The organism is Spirosoma aureum (assembly GCF_011604685.1).
In the GTDB taxonomy this organism is placed as follows: Bacteria; Bacteroidota; Bacteroidia; order Cytophagales; family Spirosomataceae; genus Spirosoma; species Spirosoma aureum.
On the sequence record NZ_CP050063.1, the window covers coordinates 461,961 to 477,638 of the forward strand.

The 15,678-nt window shown below is 46.4% G+C and carries 14 protein-coding genes and 1 tRNA gene; 10 read left to right on the forward strand and 5 right to left on the reverse strand.

Annotated elements, in window-relative coordinates; all coding sequences use genetic code 11:
- Positions 1–56 precede the first annotated feature (56 nt).
- The 3 genes from G8759_RS01930 (at position 57) to G8759_RS01940 (ending at position 4,246) form a co-directional block, all read left to right on the forward strand.
- Positions 57–1,856: an ABC transporter ATP-binding protein gene (locus G8759_RS01930; protein ID WP_167204708.1), complete on the forward strand. Its 1,800-nt coding sequence runs from the start codon at positions 57–59 to the stop codon at positions 1,854–1,856.
- Positions 1,857–1,915: 59 nt separating this feature from the next.
- Positions 1,916–2,332, forward strand: a complete 417-nt coding sequence (locus G8759_RS01935; RefSeq protein ID WP_167204710.1) for a Fur family transcriptional regulator — start codon at positions 1,916–1,918, stop codon at positions 2,330–2,332.
- Between the two features lie 105 nt (positions 2,333–2,437).
- Positions 2,438–4,246 (forward strand): MutS-related protein, encoded by a 1,809-nt coding sequence (locus G8759_RS01940; protein ID WP_167204712.1) that lies wholly within the window; start codon positions 2,438–2,440, stop codon positions 4,244–4,246.
- Here the strand turns inward: G8759_RS01940 and G8759_RS01945 are convergent.
- A complete protein-coding gene (locus G8759_RS01945; RefSeq protein WP_167204714.1) occupies positions 4,237–5,127 on the reverse strand; it encodes a DUF2279 domain-containing protein in 891 nt (296 codons plus the stop codon). The genes G8759_RS01940 and G8759_RS01945 overlap by 10 nt on opposite strands.
- A gap of 321 nt (positions 5,128–5,448) precedes the next feature.
- A tRNA-Phe gene (locus G8759_RS01950) sits at positions 5,449–5,524 on the reverse strand.
- 124 nt (positions 5,525–5,648) lie between these two features.
- On the opposite strand from G8759_RS01950, the gene G8759_RS01955 reads away from it, so the two are divergent.
- From G8759_RS01955 to nadD, 6 genes are all read left to right on the forward strand, one after another.
- Positions 5,649–7,022 (forward strand): 4Fe-4S dicluster domain-containing protein, encoded by a 1,374-nt coding sequence (locus G8759_RS01955; protein ID WP_167204716.1) that lies wholly within the window; start codon positions 5,649–5,651, stop codon positions 7,020–7,022.
- Between the two features lie 42 nt (positions 7,023–7,064).
- Positions 7,065–7,868 (forward strand): (Fe-S)-binding protein, encoded by an 804-nt coding sequence (locus G8759_RS01960; RefSeq protein ID WP_232074100.1) that lies wholly within the window; start codon positions 7,065–7,067, stop codon positions 7,866–7,868.
- A gap of 81 nt (positions 7,869–7,949) precedes the next feature.
- Positions 7,950–8,462, forward strand: a complete 513-nt coding sequence (locus G8759_RS01965; protein WP_167204718.1) for a hypothetical protein — start codon at positions 7,950–7,952, stop codon at positions 8,460–8,462.
- 247 nt (positions 8,463–8,709) lie between these two features.
- Complete coding sequence (locus G8759_RS01970) at positions 8,710–9,390, forward strand: sigma-70 family RNA polymerase sigma factor (protein WP_232074101.1); 681 nt, start codon at positions 8,710–8,712, stop codon at positions 9,388–9,390.
- Between the two features lie 463 nt (positions 9,391–9,853).
- Positions 9,854–10,453, forward strand: coding sequence for a guanylate kinase (gene gmk, locus G8759_RS01980; RefSeq protein ID WP_167204720.1), 600 nt, complete (start codon positions 9,854–9,856; stop codon positions 10,451–10,453).
- A 66-nt stretch (positions 10,454–10,519) separates the two neighbouring features.
- Entirely contained in the window at positions 10,520–11,092 is a 573-nt protein-coding gene (gene nadD / locus G8759_RS01985) for a nicotinate (nicotinamide) nucleotide adenylyltransferase (protein ID WP_167204722.1), read from the forward strand.
- A 22-nt stretch (positions 11,093–11,114) separates the two neighbouring features.
- Here the strand turns inward: nadD and G8759_RS01990 are convergent, their stop codons facing one another.
- From G8759_RS01990 to cysS, 3 genes are all read right to left on the reverse strand, one after another.
- Positions 11,115–11,495 (reverse strand): hypothetical protein, encoded by a 381-nt coding sequence (locus G8759_RS01990; RefSeq protein WP_167204724.1) that lies wholly within the window; start codon positions 11,493–11,495, stop codon positions 11,115–11,117.
- Between the two features lie 81 nt (positions 11,496–11,576).
- A complete protein-coding gene (locus G8759_RS01995) occupies positions 11,577–12,602 on the reverse strand; it encodes a M28 family peptidase (protein ID WP_167204726.1) in 1,026 nt (341 codons plus the stop codon).
- Positions 12,603–12,688: 86 nt separating this feature from the next.
- Positions 12,689–14,176: a cysteine--tRNA ligase gene (gene cysS, locus G8759_RS02000; protein WP_167204728.1), complete on the reverse strand. Its 1,488-nt coding sequence runs from the start codon at positions 14,174–14,176 to the stop codon at positions 12,689–12,691.
- A 259-nt stretch (positions 14,177–14,435) separates the two neighbouring features.
- Between cysS and G8759_RS02005 the strand changes: the two genes are divergently transcribed.
- Complete coding sequence (locus tag G8759_RS02005) at positions 14,436–15,632, forward strand: hypothetical protein (RefSeq protein WP_167204730.1); 1,197 nt, start codon at positions 14,436–14,438, stop codon at positions 15,630–15,632.
- Positions 15,633–15,678: the final 46 nt, after the last annotated feature.

Genomic DNA, 15,678 nt, shown 5'->3' on the forward strand with positions numbered 1-15,678 from the left:
ATTTTTGACCAAATAACGACAACTCATACAGAGGTCATCGAGAAGAATTACTACTAATGGCAAAACGAAATTTTGGCGAGGAAGCCAGTAAAGAAGATAAGAAAAAGCTAAGCCGGGAAGGTATCAAAAAAGCATTGAGCATTTTCCGGTTCATAAAGCCATACCGAGTTCAGTATATTATTGGCTTTCTGTTTCTGGTGCTGTCAACAGGCACGACAATGAGCTTTGGTTTGCTAATTGGACAGATTACGAGCGTTATTCAGGGGAAATCGCCGTTCACGCTTAATCAGGTAACGCTATTTTTTGTCGGAGTCCTGGTGGCACAGGCTATTTTCTCATTTTTCCGTATTTACTTTTTTTCGCAGGTAAGTGAGCGGGCAATGGCCGATGTACGTCGGGCTACCTACAGCAAAATCATCACCTTACCGATTCCGTTTTTTGAGCAACGGCGTGTGGGCGAATTAACCAGCCGTATCTCAGCCGACGTTTCGTCTTTACAGGACGTATTGACGCTGACACTGGCCGAGCTTTTTCGACAGGTAGCAACATTGACCATTGGCACGGCCATTATCTTCTACGTTTCCTGGAAACTGACGCTGTTTATGCTGGCCACGTTTCCCGTGATTATTGTAGCCGCCATGTTCTTCGGGCGGTTTATTCGCCGATTGTCAAAGCAGGCACAGGATCTGCTGGCACAGGCAAACGTAATTGTTGAAGAGACACTGCAATCCGTAAATGTCGTTAAAGCCTTTACGAACGAAAAAATAGAGATCAATCGATACGGAACGGCTTTAAATAAAGTTGTGGATACAGCCCTTCGATCGGCCAAGTTCAGGGGAGTCTTCGTTTCGTTCATCATTTTCGCGCTCTTCGGCGGAATCATCGGTGTAGTGTGGTACGGTGGCTCGTTGGTAATGGCCAACGAAATGCCCTTTGCCGACTTGCTGACGTTTATCGTTTATACAACCTTTATTGGCGGCTCTGTGGCAGGTATGGGTGATTTATACGCCCAGCTACAACGAACGATTGGTGCATCAGAACGGATTCTGGAAATTCTGGAAGAGCCATCAGAAGTAAATGCCAACGAGGAACTGCCACTTTTTGTACCCGTACAGGGTCATGTTCAATTTCAGGATGTACAATTCTCGTATCCGTCCAGACCCGATATCCCTGTATTGAAGGGTATTTCCCTCGATGTGGCTACCGGGCGTAAGATTGCGCTCGTTGGTAAAAGTGGAGCCGGTAAATCGACGATTGTACAGCTGTTGATGCGCTATTACACAACCTCCAACGGACAGATTACAGTAGATGGGCGGAATCTGGCGAGTTTTAACATAACTGAACTGCGCAGAAACATCGCCGTTGTACCTCAGGAAGTTATGCTCTTTGGCGGTACAATTCTGGAAAATATTCAGTACGGTAAGCCCGGTGCAACCGAAGCCGAAGTGCGCGAAGCAGCGCGTAAAGCCAATGCACTTCAATTTGTTGACTCTTTTCCAGAAGGTTTTCAGACAATTGTTGGCGAGCGTGGCGTTAAATTATCGGGTGGGCAACGGCAGCGAATAGCCATTGCCCGGGCCATCCTGAAAGACCCTGCTATTCTGATTCTCGATGAAGCAACCAGTTCGCTCGATGCTGAGTCTGAGAAATTAGTGCAGGAAGCACTGGATGAACTGATGCAGAATCGCACGACGATCATTATTGCGCACCGTTTGGCCACAATTCGTAAGGTGGATCGAATCTATGTGATTCGTGAAGGGCAGATTGCCGAATCGGGTACGCATGATGAATTGGCCATTCAGGAAGACGGGATCTACGCGAATCTGGTTAAATTGCAGTTTGAAACCATCGAATAACCATTTGTTGTTTACTAACTGTAATACGGTAATCAATAAACGACGAACCTTGAACGGAAATGGCCCTAGCAGCTAAAACCCTGAAAGACTTTAACCTTCGGCATACAAATGGCCGGGAGGAAGTGCTGGATTTGTTTCTGAACGCTGGTCATGCACTGGCGCATAACGATGTCGAAAACGGTCTTGGTCCTGACCATGACCGCGTAACGATTTATCGGACGCTACGAACGTTTCTGGATAAAGGATTACTGCATAAAGTTCTTGATGATGAGGGTGGAACAAAATATGCCCTATGCCGCGAGACCTGCGCCCACGGACATCATCACCATGACCATGTTCATTTCAAATGCGAAGCGTGCGGGCAGACAACCTGTTTAGATCAGGTTCGAATTCCAACCATAGCTTTACCAGAAGGCTATAATCGAAAGGAAATGAATTTGCTGATTCAGGGCGTTTGTCTGGATTGTAATAAGTAAGGAATAAGCGTCGTTCAAAGCAGTAGAAAACACGAACCAGGCTTTAAGAATATATACCCTCGCCATCGGCAGTGGAGACACTGCCGATTTTTTTGTAGTATCGATATGACCACTGAAAATACCTTTCAGGAACGACAACAACAATTTATAAAGGCCGAAAAGGTTGCTCATCAGCAATACAATCAATTGGCATTTTGGCGCCTTGTCTGGTTTGTAGGCAGTGTAATCGCTTTCTGGTTGCTAATTCGGTTCGATCAGCAACTGGGCGCTGCACTTTGTTTCCTGATAGGTCTGGCAGGTTTTCTGTTTCTGCTAAAAAAGCACCAGGCAATTCGCAATGAACGTAACCTGAATCACCATCTGGCCTTTGTTAATCAGGACGAAATTGCTCGACTCAAAAGACAGTATTTAAGGCCGGAATCCGGCGATCAGTTTACTAACCCAACCCATTTCTACTCGGGCGATCTGGATGTCTTCGGTAAGCATTCGTTGTTTCGGTTGCTTAATCGAACCCATACTTACGAGGGCCAGAATCGACTGGCGGCATGGCTTCAGGCCCCCGCTGGTCCCGATGCCGTCAGGCTTCGCCAACTCGCATCGGATGAGTTAAAGACAAAACTCGATTGGCGACAGCAGTTTGAGGCTTTGGCCTATTCAGAAGAAACGATTACACGATCTCCGGAAGCGCTTGTGAAATGGGCAACGGCCGACGTTTCGCCCTTGCCGACTTATCTTACTAGTGTACGGTTTTTATTCCCGGCAATTACACTAGGTTTATTCGTGGCCTGGCTGATGGGCTATTTACCCGGCCTGGCTGTGTTGCTGGCGTTGGCCGTTCATGGCGGAGTGCTAAGTCAAACGTCGGAGCGAGCCAAGGAAGTTAGTGAACAGACATTCGAGATTTCTGCAGCCTTACGATCATTCTGGTCGTTGTTTCTTCACGCTGAGCAACTGAAGGGTGAAGCCCTACGGCTACACGCCATTGGTGAAGCCTTAAAATCAACTGATCAGTTGGCCTCGGAAGCAATTGGGCAACTAGCACAACTGACTGAAGGACTGAACTACCGACGTAATCCCTATTTCTACCTTCTTTTCGGCATTGCTACCTTGTGGGACATTCATTACCTGTTCCGACTGGAACGCTGGCGAAACGATCACGGTCCCCATCTCAGCCGCTGGTTCGATGCTCTGGGTGAACTTGAAGCACTTACGAGTCTAGCTGGGTTTTCGTATGCACACCCAACTTACGCTACACCTGATATTATTGATGGGCAATTTATTCTGGATATAAAATCGGCAGCTCACCCCCTGCTGCCACCCGACCGAAGTGTTGCTAACTCGCTCGCTCTAACCGGCAATGGACAAACGATCCTGATCACTGGTTCGAACATGTCGGGGAAAAGCACGTTCCTGCGTACGGTTGGAGCAAACGTTGTCCTGGCTCTGGCAGGGGCAGTTGTGAGCGCAGAAGGATTTATTTGCTCGCCGGTACGGGTGTTTACGAGTATGCGTACGCAGGATTCGCTCGAAGAGAGTACCTCGTCGTTCTACGCTGAATTAAAACGATTACAGATGCTTATTAGCCTATCAAAACAGCCAACCCGCCTACCAGTATTATATTTTCTGGACGAAATTCTGAAGGGAACGAACTCCGCTGACCGGCATCGGGGAGCAGAAGCCCTGATCAGACAACTACACCGTACAACAGCATCGGGTTTTGTATCGACGCATGATCTTGAACTTGGGCAGCTCACAGATTCGAGCGATTTTGTCCGAAACTACCATTTTCAGTCAGATCTTCACAATGGCGAACTATTGTTCGATTATAAACTTCGTAACGGCATCTGCGAGAGTTTCAACGCCAGCCAGCTAATGCAGGCCATTGGTATTGAAATCGATGCTCTTCAGAAGTAAAGCCAGTGCCAGTGTACTTTCGGCCCAATTTGTAGCGTTGGCGCTGGAATCTTTATGTATTTGATTAATCCCAGTAATAATCTAGTAGCTCTACTACGAGGTTTTAGAAGCTTAACCAGGTTTATATCGGGGGAAAAATACCATTCGTGTCGCCCGCCCAGACCGTCGTGGCGGATGCTCCAGCTTTCGGCTTCCAATCCCATGCCAACCGAAAGTTGCAGCCAGTCGGGCCAAATATGCCGCCAATGTTGACCACCGAAATGTTCAGGCGAAAACGAAAACCAGTACGTCTGGTTCAGGTAATCGTCAATGGAGAAGCGTTGTCGGGGAATGCCGCGCTCGTCGAAATATTTCGATGTCTGTTGCCAGTAGCTGACTTTCCACTGTGAATCGCGCAGAAATCCCGATCGGTGCTGTGCCATCGGCCAGAAGCCACCGAGAGTGCCAGCTGCAACATCGCGCAAACTGAAGCCATAGGTTGGCGAATAGGCGTCTTTCAGTTCAATTCCCAGCTCTACAAAAGCTGCCGATCCTAAGGCCAGCCATTCGGCTTTCTTCTGGGTAACTCCAGCCCAGCGAAAAGCATTGTAGTAAGTTTCTGAAATAAAAATACCACCTGCCAGATGAGCTACTTTATCGAGGCCACTGGCATACGTTAAATCCCGTCCTTTATCAAAATGGAAAGGAACACCTCTTCCATTCCACCATGTTCGTTCAAGATAGACATACGTAGACCCAAGCGTGAGGAATGACGTTCCTCCAACGGCCCATAAACGGCTTGCTTTTGGGTTAAGAATGTAAAACTGACTACTATCAGGTAAGACAGGTAAAGAGTCAGGGAATAAGGCATTTAGAACAGCTACTAAAAATAGAGCTTTCAAACGTTTAGTCAGATAAAGTCTAAAAAGTGTAAATAAAGTTACATATCGTTGATTTACATTGACTATGGGCAAAAAATATTCTTATTTAAGGGCGAGATAGTGTGAGAATTATACGGTTGTATCGGCGTAGAATCCAAAACAACCCATTGTACTACTTGTTAGATTTACGGAAAGCAGTATCTTTGCAAGCCAACAAATAGTATGCAAGCATACTATTTGTTGGCGGTCTGACTTTGTGAAGAGGAAGCTAATCTCCGAAGTAAACGGAAGCCATAAAGACAATAAAAAAAGCCTTTCCGATTGGAAAGGCTTACGTTAAGGTGGTGGTGATGGACGGAATCGAACCGCCGACACAAGGATTTTCAGTCCTTTGCTCTACCAACTGAGCTACATCACCTAAACGTGGGTGCAAAAGTACGTGGTTAGTGCGGTTTTGCAACACATTGACGAGTTTTTTTTTAGTAAAGTACCGTTTCCCGAATCACTTTGCTGATTATCAGGCGAAACAAGCCCTTAAACGAATGGAAATTTTTCAACAGATTTTATTTGTCGCTGCTCTGGCTGCGACGGCGTGGTACATAACCAAACGAATTCGACTCATTTCAAGGGCTATTAAACTGGGTCGACCAGAGAATCGTTTTGATCACCCCGACGAACGATTAAAAACAATGGTATTGGTGGCATTTGGCCAAAAAAAGATGTTTACAAATCTGCTGGTTGGTAGCATGCATTTTGTTATCTATACTGGATTTATCATCATCAATATTGAGATTCTGGAAATTATTTTAGATGGTATTCTGGGGACGCATCGGCTGTTTGCTCCCTACATTAAACCAATCTATCCGATTCTGATCGACGTATTTGAGGTTCTCGCCTTTGGAGTCCTGGCGGTCTGTGTTGTGTTTCTGTGTCGTCGGTTTATTGCACGGGTTAGCCGTCTACAGGCTGAACGACACCGGGAATTGCGCGGGTGGCCAATTTCTGATGCAACCCTCATTCTGACGGCCGAAATTTTATTGATGATTGCCTTCCTGACCTGGAACGCATCTGACAGCGTGTTGCGTGATCGGGGTGTAGGCCATTATGGTGAACTACAGCGTATTGTTCCTGATTTTTTAGTCAGCCAGTATCTGAAGCCCCTTTTTTCGGGTTTCAGTGATACGGTTCTGGTCGTTTATGAACGCACAGCCTGGTGGCTGCATATCCTGGGTATTCTGGCCTTTGCGATCTACGTTACCTACTCGAAACACCTGCATATTGCACTTGGCTTTCCGAACGTCTATTTTTCAGATCTCCAGCCAAAAGGTGAAATGCAGAACATGCCCGAAATTACTAAAGAGGTCCAGCTTGCCCTGGGATTGCCCGTAACTACATCTGATGGCACCCAGGTCAACGACAACGGTGAACAACCCGTTGAGGTAGGCCGATTTGGTGCCAAGGACGTACAGGACCTGAAATGGATTAATCTCATGAACGCCTATAGCTGTACGGAGTGTGGTCGCTGTACGGCCGCTTGCCCGGCTAATATTACAGGTAAAAAACTCTCACCCCGTAAGATCATGATGGACACACGCGATCGCCTGGAGGAGATTCAGCACGGTTGGCAAACGCATGGTAATGATTACAAAGACGATAAATCACTCCTGAACGACTACATTACAGCCGAAGAGCTCAATGCCTGCACCACTTGTCAGGCGTGTATAAATGCCTGTCCGATCAATATTAATCCGCTGGATATTATTCTGCAATTACGTCGCTATCGGGTTATGGAAGAATCACAGGCACCCGCTTCCTGGAACGCGATGTTCAGTAATATTGAGAATAATATGGCCCCCTGGAAATTCTCGCCAAGCGATCGTTTTAATTGGGCCGATCAGGTTAATGACGCTAAATAAGTTTATAGCTGATTAACAGGCTATGAACCTTAAACCTACATCATGACACAGGAAGTAAAAACATACACCGTTCCGACAATGGCCGATATGGCCGCGTCGGGTGAAGAACCGGAAATTCTGTTTTGGGTCGGCTGTGCTGGCTCATTCGATGATCGCTATAAACGAGTAACGATTGCCTTCGTTCGTATTCTAAACCATGTTGGCATTAAGTTCGCCGTACTGGGGCCAGAGGAAGCCTGCACAGGTGATCCGGCCCGTCGTGCCGGGAATGAGTTTTTGTTCCAGATGCAGGCCATGTCGAATATTCAGGTACTGAATGGCTATAATGTCAAAAAAATTGTGACAGCCTGCCCGCACTGCTTCAACACGCTTAAGAATGAGTATCCCGAATTGGGGGGAAATTATGAAGTAATTCACCATTCGCAGTTTTTACAGGGACTTATCAACGAAGGCCGGGTTCGGGTTAAGGATGGACAGTCGTTTAAAGGACGGCGAATAACATTTCATGACTCATGCTATCTGGGCCGGGCCAATAAAGTCTATGAAGCTCCCCGCGACGTTTTGGCAGCTCTGGATGCCGATCTGGTCGAGATGAAACGAGTACGAGCTAATGGTTTATGCTGTGGAGCGGGTGGTGGACAGTATTTCAAAGAACCGGAACCCGGCAAAAAAGACGTGAACGTAGAGCGCGTTGAGGAGGCACTCGGTACCGGCGCTGACACCATTGCCGTAGCTTGCCCATTCTGCATGACTATGATGTCTGATGGGGTAAAAAATAAAAATCGTGAAGATTCCGTTCGGGTTTATGACATTTCGGAACTCATAGCACAGGGTCAGGGATTGTAAAAGAGTGGTCGAATGGTGAATGGAAGTGATCCTAACCTTGTTAATCAGTCATGGTTCTTAATTCATTCTATATCATTTAAAATGTACGTTGACTTTGACAAGCTGCCCGATCATGCCCGCGTATGGGTTTATCAGGCAAACCGCCCCCTTTCGGACGGAGAGGTACGTGTGATTGGAGAGACGTTGAAACCAGCTCTGAGCCAATGGGCTGCTCATGGTCAGCCATTGCTGGCATCGGCATTGGTTATTGAAAACCGGTTTGTCGTTGTTGGCGTAGACGAAGGCTACAATTTGCCGAGTGGGTGCTCAATTGATGCATCGGTTCGAACCTTACAGGACATTGGTCGTCAATTAAGTGATAATAGCGGCTCTGTCGATTTTTTTGATCGTTCGGCGGCAGTGCAGAATGCCGATGGTTCAGTGGCGGTATATCCTTTGCCTGCGATTAAATCGGCCGTTACGGATGGCCTCCTGAACCCCAATACAACTGTATTTAATACACTGGTTAAAACAAAAGCGGAGTTTTTGGCAGAATGGCATGTCAGAGCTGCCGATTCCTGGCTTAAGCGGTATTTTAAATCTGCAGTAGCCTAAGAATTCGTAGATCTGTAAGAGAATCAGCCGCTAGCCAGATAATCGCTAGTGGCTGATTCGATTTAACAGGAAATCATTCGTAAACGTTCCCTGCCAAATCGTCATATTTAATTGATTTTGAGCCGTTTTTTGAACAAAGGAGTGATTTTTGCAGTCAAGTCTTAATACGGCTCAACGAATTGCTTGTGTATAATTATCGAATTCGTTGAGTATTGCCGACGGTAAAAGGCAATTAACTCTTACTTTTATGGCGACCATACAAGAAGTTATGTCAGATACGCCAACTCGCGACGACGACCAATTGCTACCCGACGGCGATCCTATTGACCAGCCCTCGGCCGACACACCTGCCCGTGGTTATACCGACGAGCAGAAGTATCGGATTTTCAACAAGGAGTTCATGCCCCACATTGACTCCATGTACAACTTTGCTTTTCGCTTAACAACCGACGAAGACGATGCCAATGATCTCGTTCAGGATACTTATTTAAAGGCATTTCGATTCATTTCGTCCTTTGAGCAAGGAACTAACGCAAAGGCATGGCTGTTTCGGATTCTGAAGAACAGCTTCATCAACGATTATAGAAAAAAGAGTAAGGAGCCAGCTAAGGTAGATTATCAGGACGTTGAAACGACCTATAATTCTGAAGATGCCGAAGCTGAGCATACCGTCGACCTGAGGGCCGAATCCGTTTCTGATCTGATCGGTGACGAAGTGGCAACTGCCCTGAATTCGTTGCCGGTAGATTTCCGGACTGTAATTATTCTTTGCGATATTGAAGGATTCACATACGAAGAGATGGCCAAGATTCTGGACATTCCTATCGGTACAGTTCGATCTCGCTTACACCGTGCCCGGAACCTATTGAAAGAAAAATTGCGTGATTACGCATCATCAATGGGTTATAATGAAGAAAATGAAGAATAAACCGAACTTTTTCTACGCATATTTTGGTTCTGCTAGTAACTTAACGTATTATTATTCTTGGAATAAATAAGACTTTTCCAATGCAAACGTCGTTACCATCGTCATCTTCATCCAACGCAAAGCCTGAGATGAAAGAACATTGCAGTCACAGGACAGACTGCCTGAAGATGATTCAATTAATTCTGGACGGGGAGGCAACCGAGCAGCAGCTCGCCAGATTAAAGGTCAATCTTGAATCCTGTAAACCTTGTATCGAGATGTACCATCTCGAAAAAGAAGTAAAAGAATTATTGACCAAGCGAATAGAAAAGAGATGCTGCCCCGACCAATTGGTGGCGACGATCAAATCTAAAATCCTGAGTTTCAGTTAATAATTAGTATACAAGTTGGGGTAATTAAGGAAATGCTTTTATAAGCTGCCTTAATTACCCCAATTTATTTACCCAATTAATCATCACCCACTTTGGACGGTAAACTTATCATTTTTTCAGCCCCTTCTGGTTCCGGGAAAACAACGATTGTCAAGCATTTGCTGGCCGAGAACGATAATCTCGGCTTTTCCATTTCGGCCTGTACGCGTGATCGCCGGGGGCGGAGCGAAGTAAACGGTAAAGATTATTATTTCCTTACGCCAGAAGAATTTAAGCAAAAGATTGATAATGATGAATTTGTGGAGTGGGAGGAAGTTTATACGGGCGCTTTTTATGGGACGTTAAAATCAGAAATCGAACGCCTTTGGGCCAACGGTAAGCATGTGTTGTTCGATGTTGACGTTCAGGGCGGCTTAAAGCTAAAAGAGTATTACGGTGATAAAGCGCTGGCCGTTTTTGTACAGGTACCCAACGAGGAAACACTACGCCAACGCCTGATTGGTCGTGGCTCGGAAACAGAAGAAAGCCTGTCAAAACGATTATTCAAAGTCCATTTTGAAATGAGCTTTAAGAATCGCTTCGATGTAATTCTGGTTAATGATGAGTTAGATACATCGCTGGAAAAGGCGCAGAAACTCGTCGATGATTTCGTCCTGGAAAGCAAAGCACCCGCTAAAGGAACCGTTATATAATCGTATTGGGAGTGGGAAGTAGGTGCGAGCGTAGCTGCTTACACCTATTTCACGCTCATTGCTCCTATGAAAATTGGCTTATTTTTCGGCTCGTTTAACCCTATTCATATTGGCCATTTGATTATTGCCAACACAATGGCCACCACAACAGATCTGGAGCAAGTGTGGTTTGTTGTTTCTCCCCAGAATCCCTTCAAGAAGACAAAGAGCCTCTTGCATGAGTTTGATCGGTTCGATATGGTTGAGCGAGCCATTGCCGACAATAGCCGTTTGAAAGCGACCGATATCGAGTTTTCAATGCCCAAGCCTAGCTATACGATTGATACGCTTACTCGGCTCAGTGAAAAATATCAGCAGCATACGTTTACGCTGATTATGGGTGAGGATAACCTGGAGCAGTTCGCGAATTGGAAAAACTATAACAAAATTCTTGAGTACTACGGTCTGTATGTTTATCCACGGCCTCGTGCGCAGGAAAGCCCGTTTAAAGCCAATCCGAATGTTCGGCTTGTCGAATCGCCATTATTGGACATATCAGCAACGTTCATTCGTGACAGTATCCGCTCCAATCGCTCGATTCGATACATGGTGCCGGATGTAGTGGAGGAAATGATACTTCGGAAAAAGTTTTACGTATAATCTAGCTGGAAAGTCAACTTATTCACGGCAAACCATTTTGAAAGGTAATTTCAGTTGCGAGCCCAATCGCGCTCATGCGGATGGCCACAGAGCGACTGGTTGATTTGCCGCCGGGAGTATCGCAATGGGGCCCTTTCTCCAGAAAATAGATGTAAAATTTTTGGTTACGATCCTCAATCTGATTGATATCAGGTCGGCCCAGCAAATCACCAATTGTGTTGGCTGTTTTTCCTTTCAGGTTCTGAATCTCTGCCTTAAAAGCTGGAACGAGCGTCGCTCGAACGCCATTGCAGCCACCCCTGTCACTACGCCATTTTTTTAGATCCAACTTGCCAAACTGATCAGGAACGGTACTACAGCCGGATAGTAGAATGATCGTGAATAGTATATACAGAACTTTCATGTTTTTTCTCTTTCAACACAAAGGCACACAAAACGCTGGGGAAAATAGCTTCAGCGTTTTGTGTGCCTTTGTGTTCATTCATTATTGCTCATTATAGAGCACTTGCAACAGGGTTTGACCGACCGCTTTAAGGGTGCCACGGTCAATGTTACTCATGTTATCTTCGGCGGTGTGCCAGGCTGGAAAGAATCCACCCGTGCCAATATTTGTATGAATAATATCAATCATAGGAATCTTGGCGATCGTATTTGGCGCAATGTGGTCGTCGGTGATTTGACCGCCCTGCGTATCTACAAAATACTGGCTGTAACCTGCCCGACTAGCCGTTTGCCAGACGTTGTTGACTACAGTTGGAGCAAATTGCATGGAAAAGCCCTCTTTTGCAAAGGTGGCTCCTTTGGCGCCAACCATATCTAACAAAATGCCGTAATAGGCCGAATAGCCAGGCTTGTGCAGGTTTTTGGCCCAATAGCGTGAGCCCAGACAGAAACCTATGTAATCATACTGATTGCCGCTTTCTTTCTCGAAGTCGTTCGCTGCTTTTTCGCCATTGCCCCAATCTTCGGCATCGAAGAAAACCAGATCGATGCCGACAGTTGGTTTTTGCTGGTTCTGCTGAATCGTACGGGCCAGTTCCAGCAAGATACCTACACCACTGGCCCCATCATTAGCGGCTGTAACAGGTTTATTTTTGTCGGCTGCATCGGGGTCCTGATCGGCATGCGGGCGAGAATCCCAGTGCGAAGCCAGCACAATGCGTTTGGTGGCTTTGGGATTAATGCTACCAATGATGTTCCGCGCATTGAGTTTTTTACCGTCCCAGGTGGTTGCCACAAAATTTTGTTCTGTGACTTCACAACCAAATTGCTTCAGCTTAGACGCCAGATAATTACCCGCCTGAACATGGGCGGGTGTGTTCGGTACACGCGGCCCGAACTTCACCTGCTGGTCAATATAAACATAGGCCGAATCAGCGTTAAAGGCCGGAGCAGAAACCATGACCGGTTGGTCATTGGTCTGAGTCGTTTCAGACTGACTCTGTTTGGTTCTGCAGGAACTAAAAGCCAGCAGGAAGGCTAGGGCAGAAAGTGTAATAGGCTTAATCATTCAGCTAGAGCAGGGCCAATTTTCGGATCGGCCCATATTATGGATCACATCTAATGCCTGGGCCAGCCTGGAGCCTGGCCTGGTCGTTATTCTTCGTAGGCCCAGTCGATCTGGTGCTTCATGTCTTTGATTGCCAGGCCCTGCGCTTTAAAATACGAACGAATCTGATCTACTTTATCGTACTGCTTTTGTTCTTTATACTCACGATAAAGCGTCAACAGGCCCTCCAGCACAGGCTGATTATCAGTTCCTTCTTCGAGTAGGCCCAGTACATCCTGCATGAACGATACAAACGACTCTTTAAGCAGATTAAAAACCTCTTCGCCTAAGGTTGCCGATTGAAGTTGGTTCAGATAAATCATGTTGATGTACTTCAGCAGGGTGAACAATTGCGCAATACCAACGGCCGTATTGAGGTCGTCATTCATTGCGTCAAAAAACTGCTGTGCAGCCTGCCGAATATCCTGCTGCTTGTCTTCGCTCGGTACAATGGTTTCGTCGGGTTGGTAGGTTAAGGTTTTAACAACCCGTAAGCCATTGGCCAATCGACGGTAGCCTTTCTGTGCCGCTTTCAGCGCTTCGTTCGAAAAATCGAGCGTGCTGCGATAATGCGACTGAAGCATGAAGAAACGTACCGTCATGGGACTATACGCCTGTTCAAGCAGGTAATGACTGCCAGCAAATAATTCGGCAGGCAGGAAAGAGTTGCCCAGCGACTTCGACATTTTCTGACCATTAACGGTCAGCATATTTGAGTGCATCCAGTAGCGTACAGGCTCAAGACCAGTTAGGCCATCGCCCTGTGCAATTTCGCATTCATGGTGCGGGAATTTCAGGTCCATACCCCCCCCGTGAATATCAAACTGCTTGCCCAGATACTTCGTGCTCATGCAAGTACATTCCAGATGCCATCCGGGAAAACCTGCACCCCAGGGCGAATTCCAGCGCATCAGGTGCTCGGGGGCAGCCCGTTTCCAGATGGCAAAATCAAGCGGGCTCCGTTTTTCGGATTGACCATCCAACTCACGGGTTTCATTCAATAGGTCATCTAAAATTCGGCCGGAGAGTTTACCATAATTACCTCCCCGCTGATTATACGTTTCGATATCGAAATAAACCGAACCGTTTGATTCATAGGCTAGCCCTTTGTCCAGCAAGGTTTGCACGGCTTCAATCTGCTCAACCATATGGCCCGTAGCGGTTGGTTCGATACTGGGAGGAATGGTGTTAAACTGTCCCATCACCGTATGGAAATCGTTGGTGAATCGCTGAACAATTTCCATTGGCTCAACTTTTTCCAACTTAGCCATACGACCGATTTTGTCCTCACCATCGTCGCCATCGCCAACCAGGTGGCCTACATCGGTCAGATTGCGGACATAACGGACTTTATAACCAATGAATGTCAGGTAACGATATAGCGTATCGAAGGTCAGAAACGTACGGACGTTACCAAGATGAACGTAATTATAAACCGTCGGACCACACACATACATGCCAACATACGGAGCATTGAGCGGTTCAAACAGTTCTTTTTTACGAGAAAGTGTATTGTAAAGTTGTAATGGTTGCATCGGTTGATTTACTATTTCTAAGTATACTGACAAAGGACTTGGTTTGCCGGGTTGGCATGGCTAGGAGGGTAAGCCGGTTAGCTACAACAGTAGGTAGTTATGTTACGTTTTTCCTTTATCAGCATGGCAGAAATATTCCTGTTCCTGACGGCGAAGTTACGGATTGTTCATCGGAAAACGTTAGCCTACCTAAGGCAGCCCGAACGCTTTTGTCTATATTCGCGCTTTGTTTCGAGAATTTCTCCGCTTAGGCTCAGTAATGCAGGTAGTTGAGGTTGGCGCGAATGCCAAATATCAGAAAGAATTTATTGAATTTCCCGTGCGGCTTTATCGCAACGATCCATGCTGGATTCGGCCATTGGATACAGACGTGGAAGAAGTGTTCGACGCAGACCGCAACAAGCGGTTTGAGCATGGCGAGTGCGTGCGTTTTTTGTTGCTGAATGATGTAAACGAAACCATTGGGCGAGTGGCAGCTTTCATTGACTATGAACTAGCCAATCTCGACAACGACCAGCCGACGGGGGGCTTAGGTTTTTTCGAATGCATCGAGGATCAGCAAGCCGCACTGGCACTATTTAAGGCTGGGCAAATGTGGCTTCAGAGCCGGGGAATGGAGGCTATGGATGGCCCCATCAATTTTGGTGATCGCGACCGCTGGTGGGGTTTGCTGGTCGATGGCTTCGAGCGGGAGCCAAACTATTGCATGCCCTACACCAAGCCCTATTATATTTCGTTCTTCGAAAATTATGGCTTCAAAGACTATTTTAAGCAGTTCACGTTCGGTATTCCTACAACCTGGGCGAAACTGGTCGATATGTCGCAGGCCGTAAAAGATCGTGCCCAGCGTGTTTACGACAACCCTGATTATACATTCCGGACCATCGACAAAAAACATTTGCCGGCTGCTGCTGAGCAATTCCGGCATATTTATAATGCTGCGTGGGGTGGACATAGTGGTGTAAAGGAAATGTCGGCTGAGCAGGCCCAACTGCTCATGCAGAAACTGAAGCCCGTTATTGACGATAAAATCATCTATTTTGCCTATTATCGGGATGAGCCCGTTGCCTTTTTCGTCTGTCTGCCTGAGTTGAATCAGATATTCAAGCATGTAAATGGAAAGCTTGATCTGGTTGGTAAACTGAAGTTTTTATGGCATATGCTTTTAAAAACCAACCGTAAAGCCTTTGGCGTCGTATTTGGGGTGGCTCCAGAACATCAGGGTAAAGGCGTTGAAGCAGCTATTGCATTACGGATGCCTTATGAAGCCGATCATAACCCGAACTTTCAGTATACGGAGTTAGAAATGAACTGGGTTGGCGATTTTAATCCAATTATGGTGCGATTTGTAAGCCAGTTGGGTTCCAAAATCGTCAAAACGCATATTACCTATCGAAAACTCTTTGACGAATCCCAACCATTTAAACGGTGTCCGGTAATTGGACGAAGAAAATAGGTTTTCAGTTTATAATAGTTTGCTGGCTGGATATCAGTATGTCAGC

Bases quoted from the DNA above. Each gene is read 5' to 3' on its own strand.
- G8759_RS01930 (WP_167204708.1), top strand. From the start codon at position 57: ATGGCAAAACGAAATTTTGGCGAGGAAGCCAGTAAAGAAGATAAGAAA.
- G8759_RS01935 (WP_167204710.1), top strand. From the start codon at position 1,916: ATGGCCCTAGCAGCTAAAACCCTGAAAGACTTTAACCTTCGGCATACA.
- G8759_RS01940 (WP_167204712.1), top strand. From the start codon at position 2,438: ATGACCACTGAAAATACCTTTCAGGAACGACAACAACAATTTATAAAG.
- G8759_RS01955 (WP_167204716.1), top strand. From the start codon at position 5,649: ATGGAAATTTTTCAACAGATTTTATTTGTCGCTGCTCTGGCTGCGACG.
- G8759_RS01960 (WP_232074100.1), top strand. From the start codon at position 7,065: ATGACACAGGAAGTAAAAACATACACCGTTCCGACAATGGCCGATATG.
- G8759_RS01965 (WP_167204718.1), top strand. From the start codon at position 7,950: ATGTACGTTGACTTTGACAAGCTGCCCGATCATGCCCGCGTATGGGTT.
- G8759_RS01970 (WP_232074101.1), top strand. From the start codon at position 8,710: ATGGCGACCATACAAGAAGTTATGTCAGATACGCCAACTCGCGACGAC.
- nadD (WP_167204722.1), top strand. From the start codon at position 10,520: ATGAAAATTGGCTTATTTTTCGGCTCGTTTAACCCTATTCATATTGGC.
- G8759_RS01990 (WP_167204724.1), bottom strand. From the start codon at position 11,495: ATGAAAGTTCTGTATATACTATTCACGATCATTCTACTATCCGGCTGT.
- G8759_RS01995 (WP_167204726.1), bottom strand. From the start codon at position 12,602: ATGATTAAGCCTATTACACTTTCTGCCCTAGCCTTCCTGCTGGCTTTT.
- cysS (WP_167204728.1), bottom strand. From the start codon at position 14,176: ATGCAACCATTACAACTTTACAATACACTTTCTCGTAAAAAAGAACTG.
- G8759_RS02005 (WP_167204730.1), top strand. From the start codon at position 14,436: ATGCAGGTAGTTGAGGTTGGCGCGAATGCCAAATATCAGAAAGAATTT.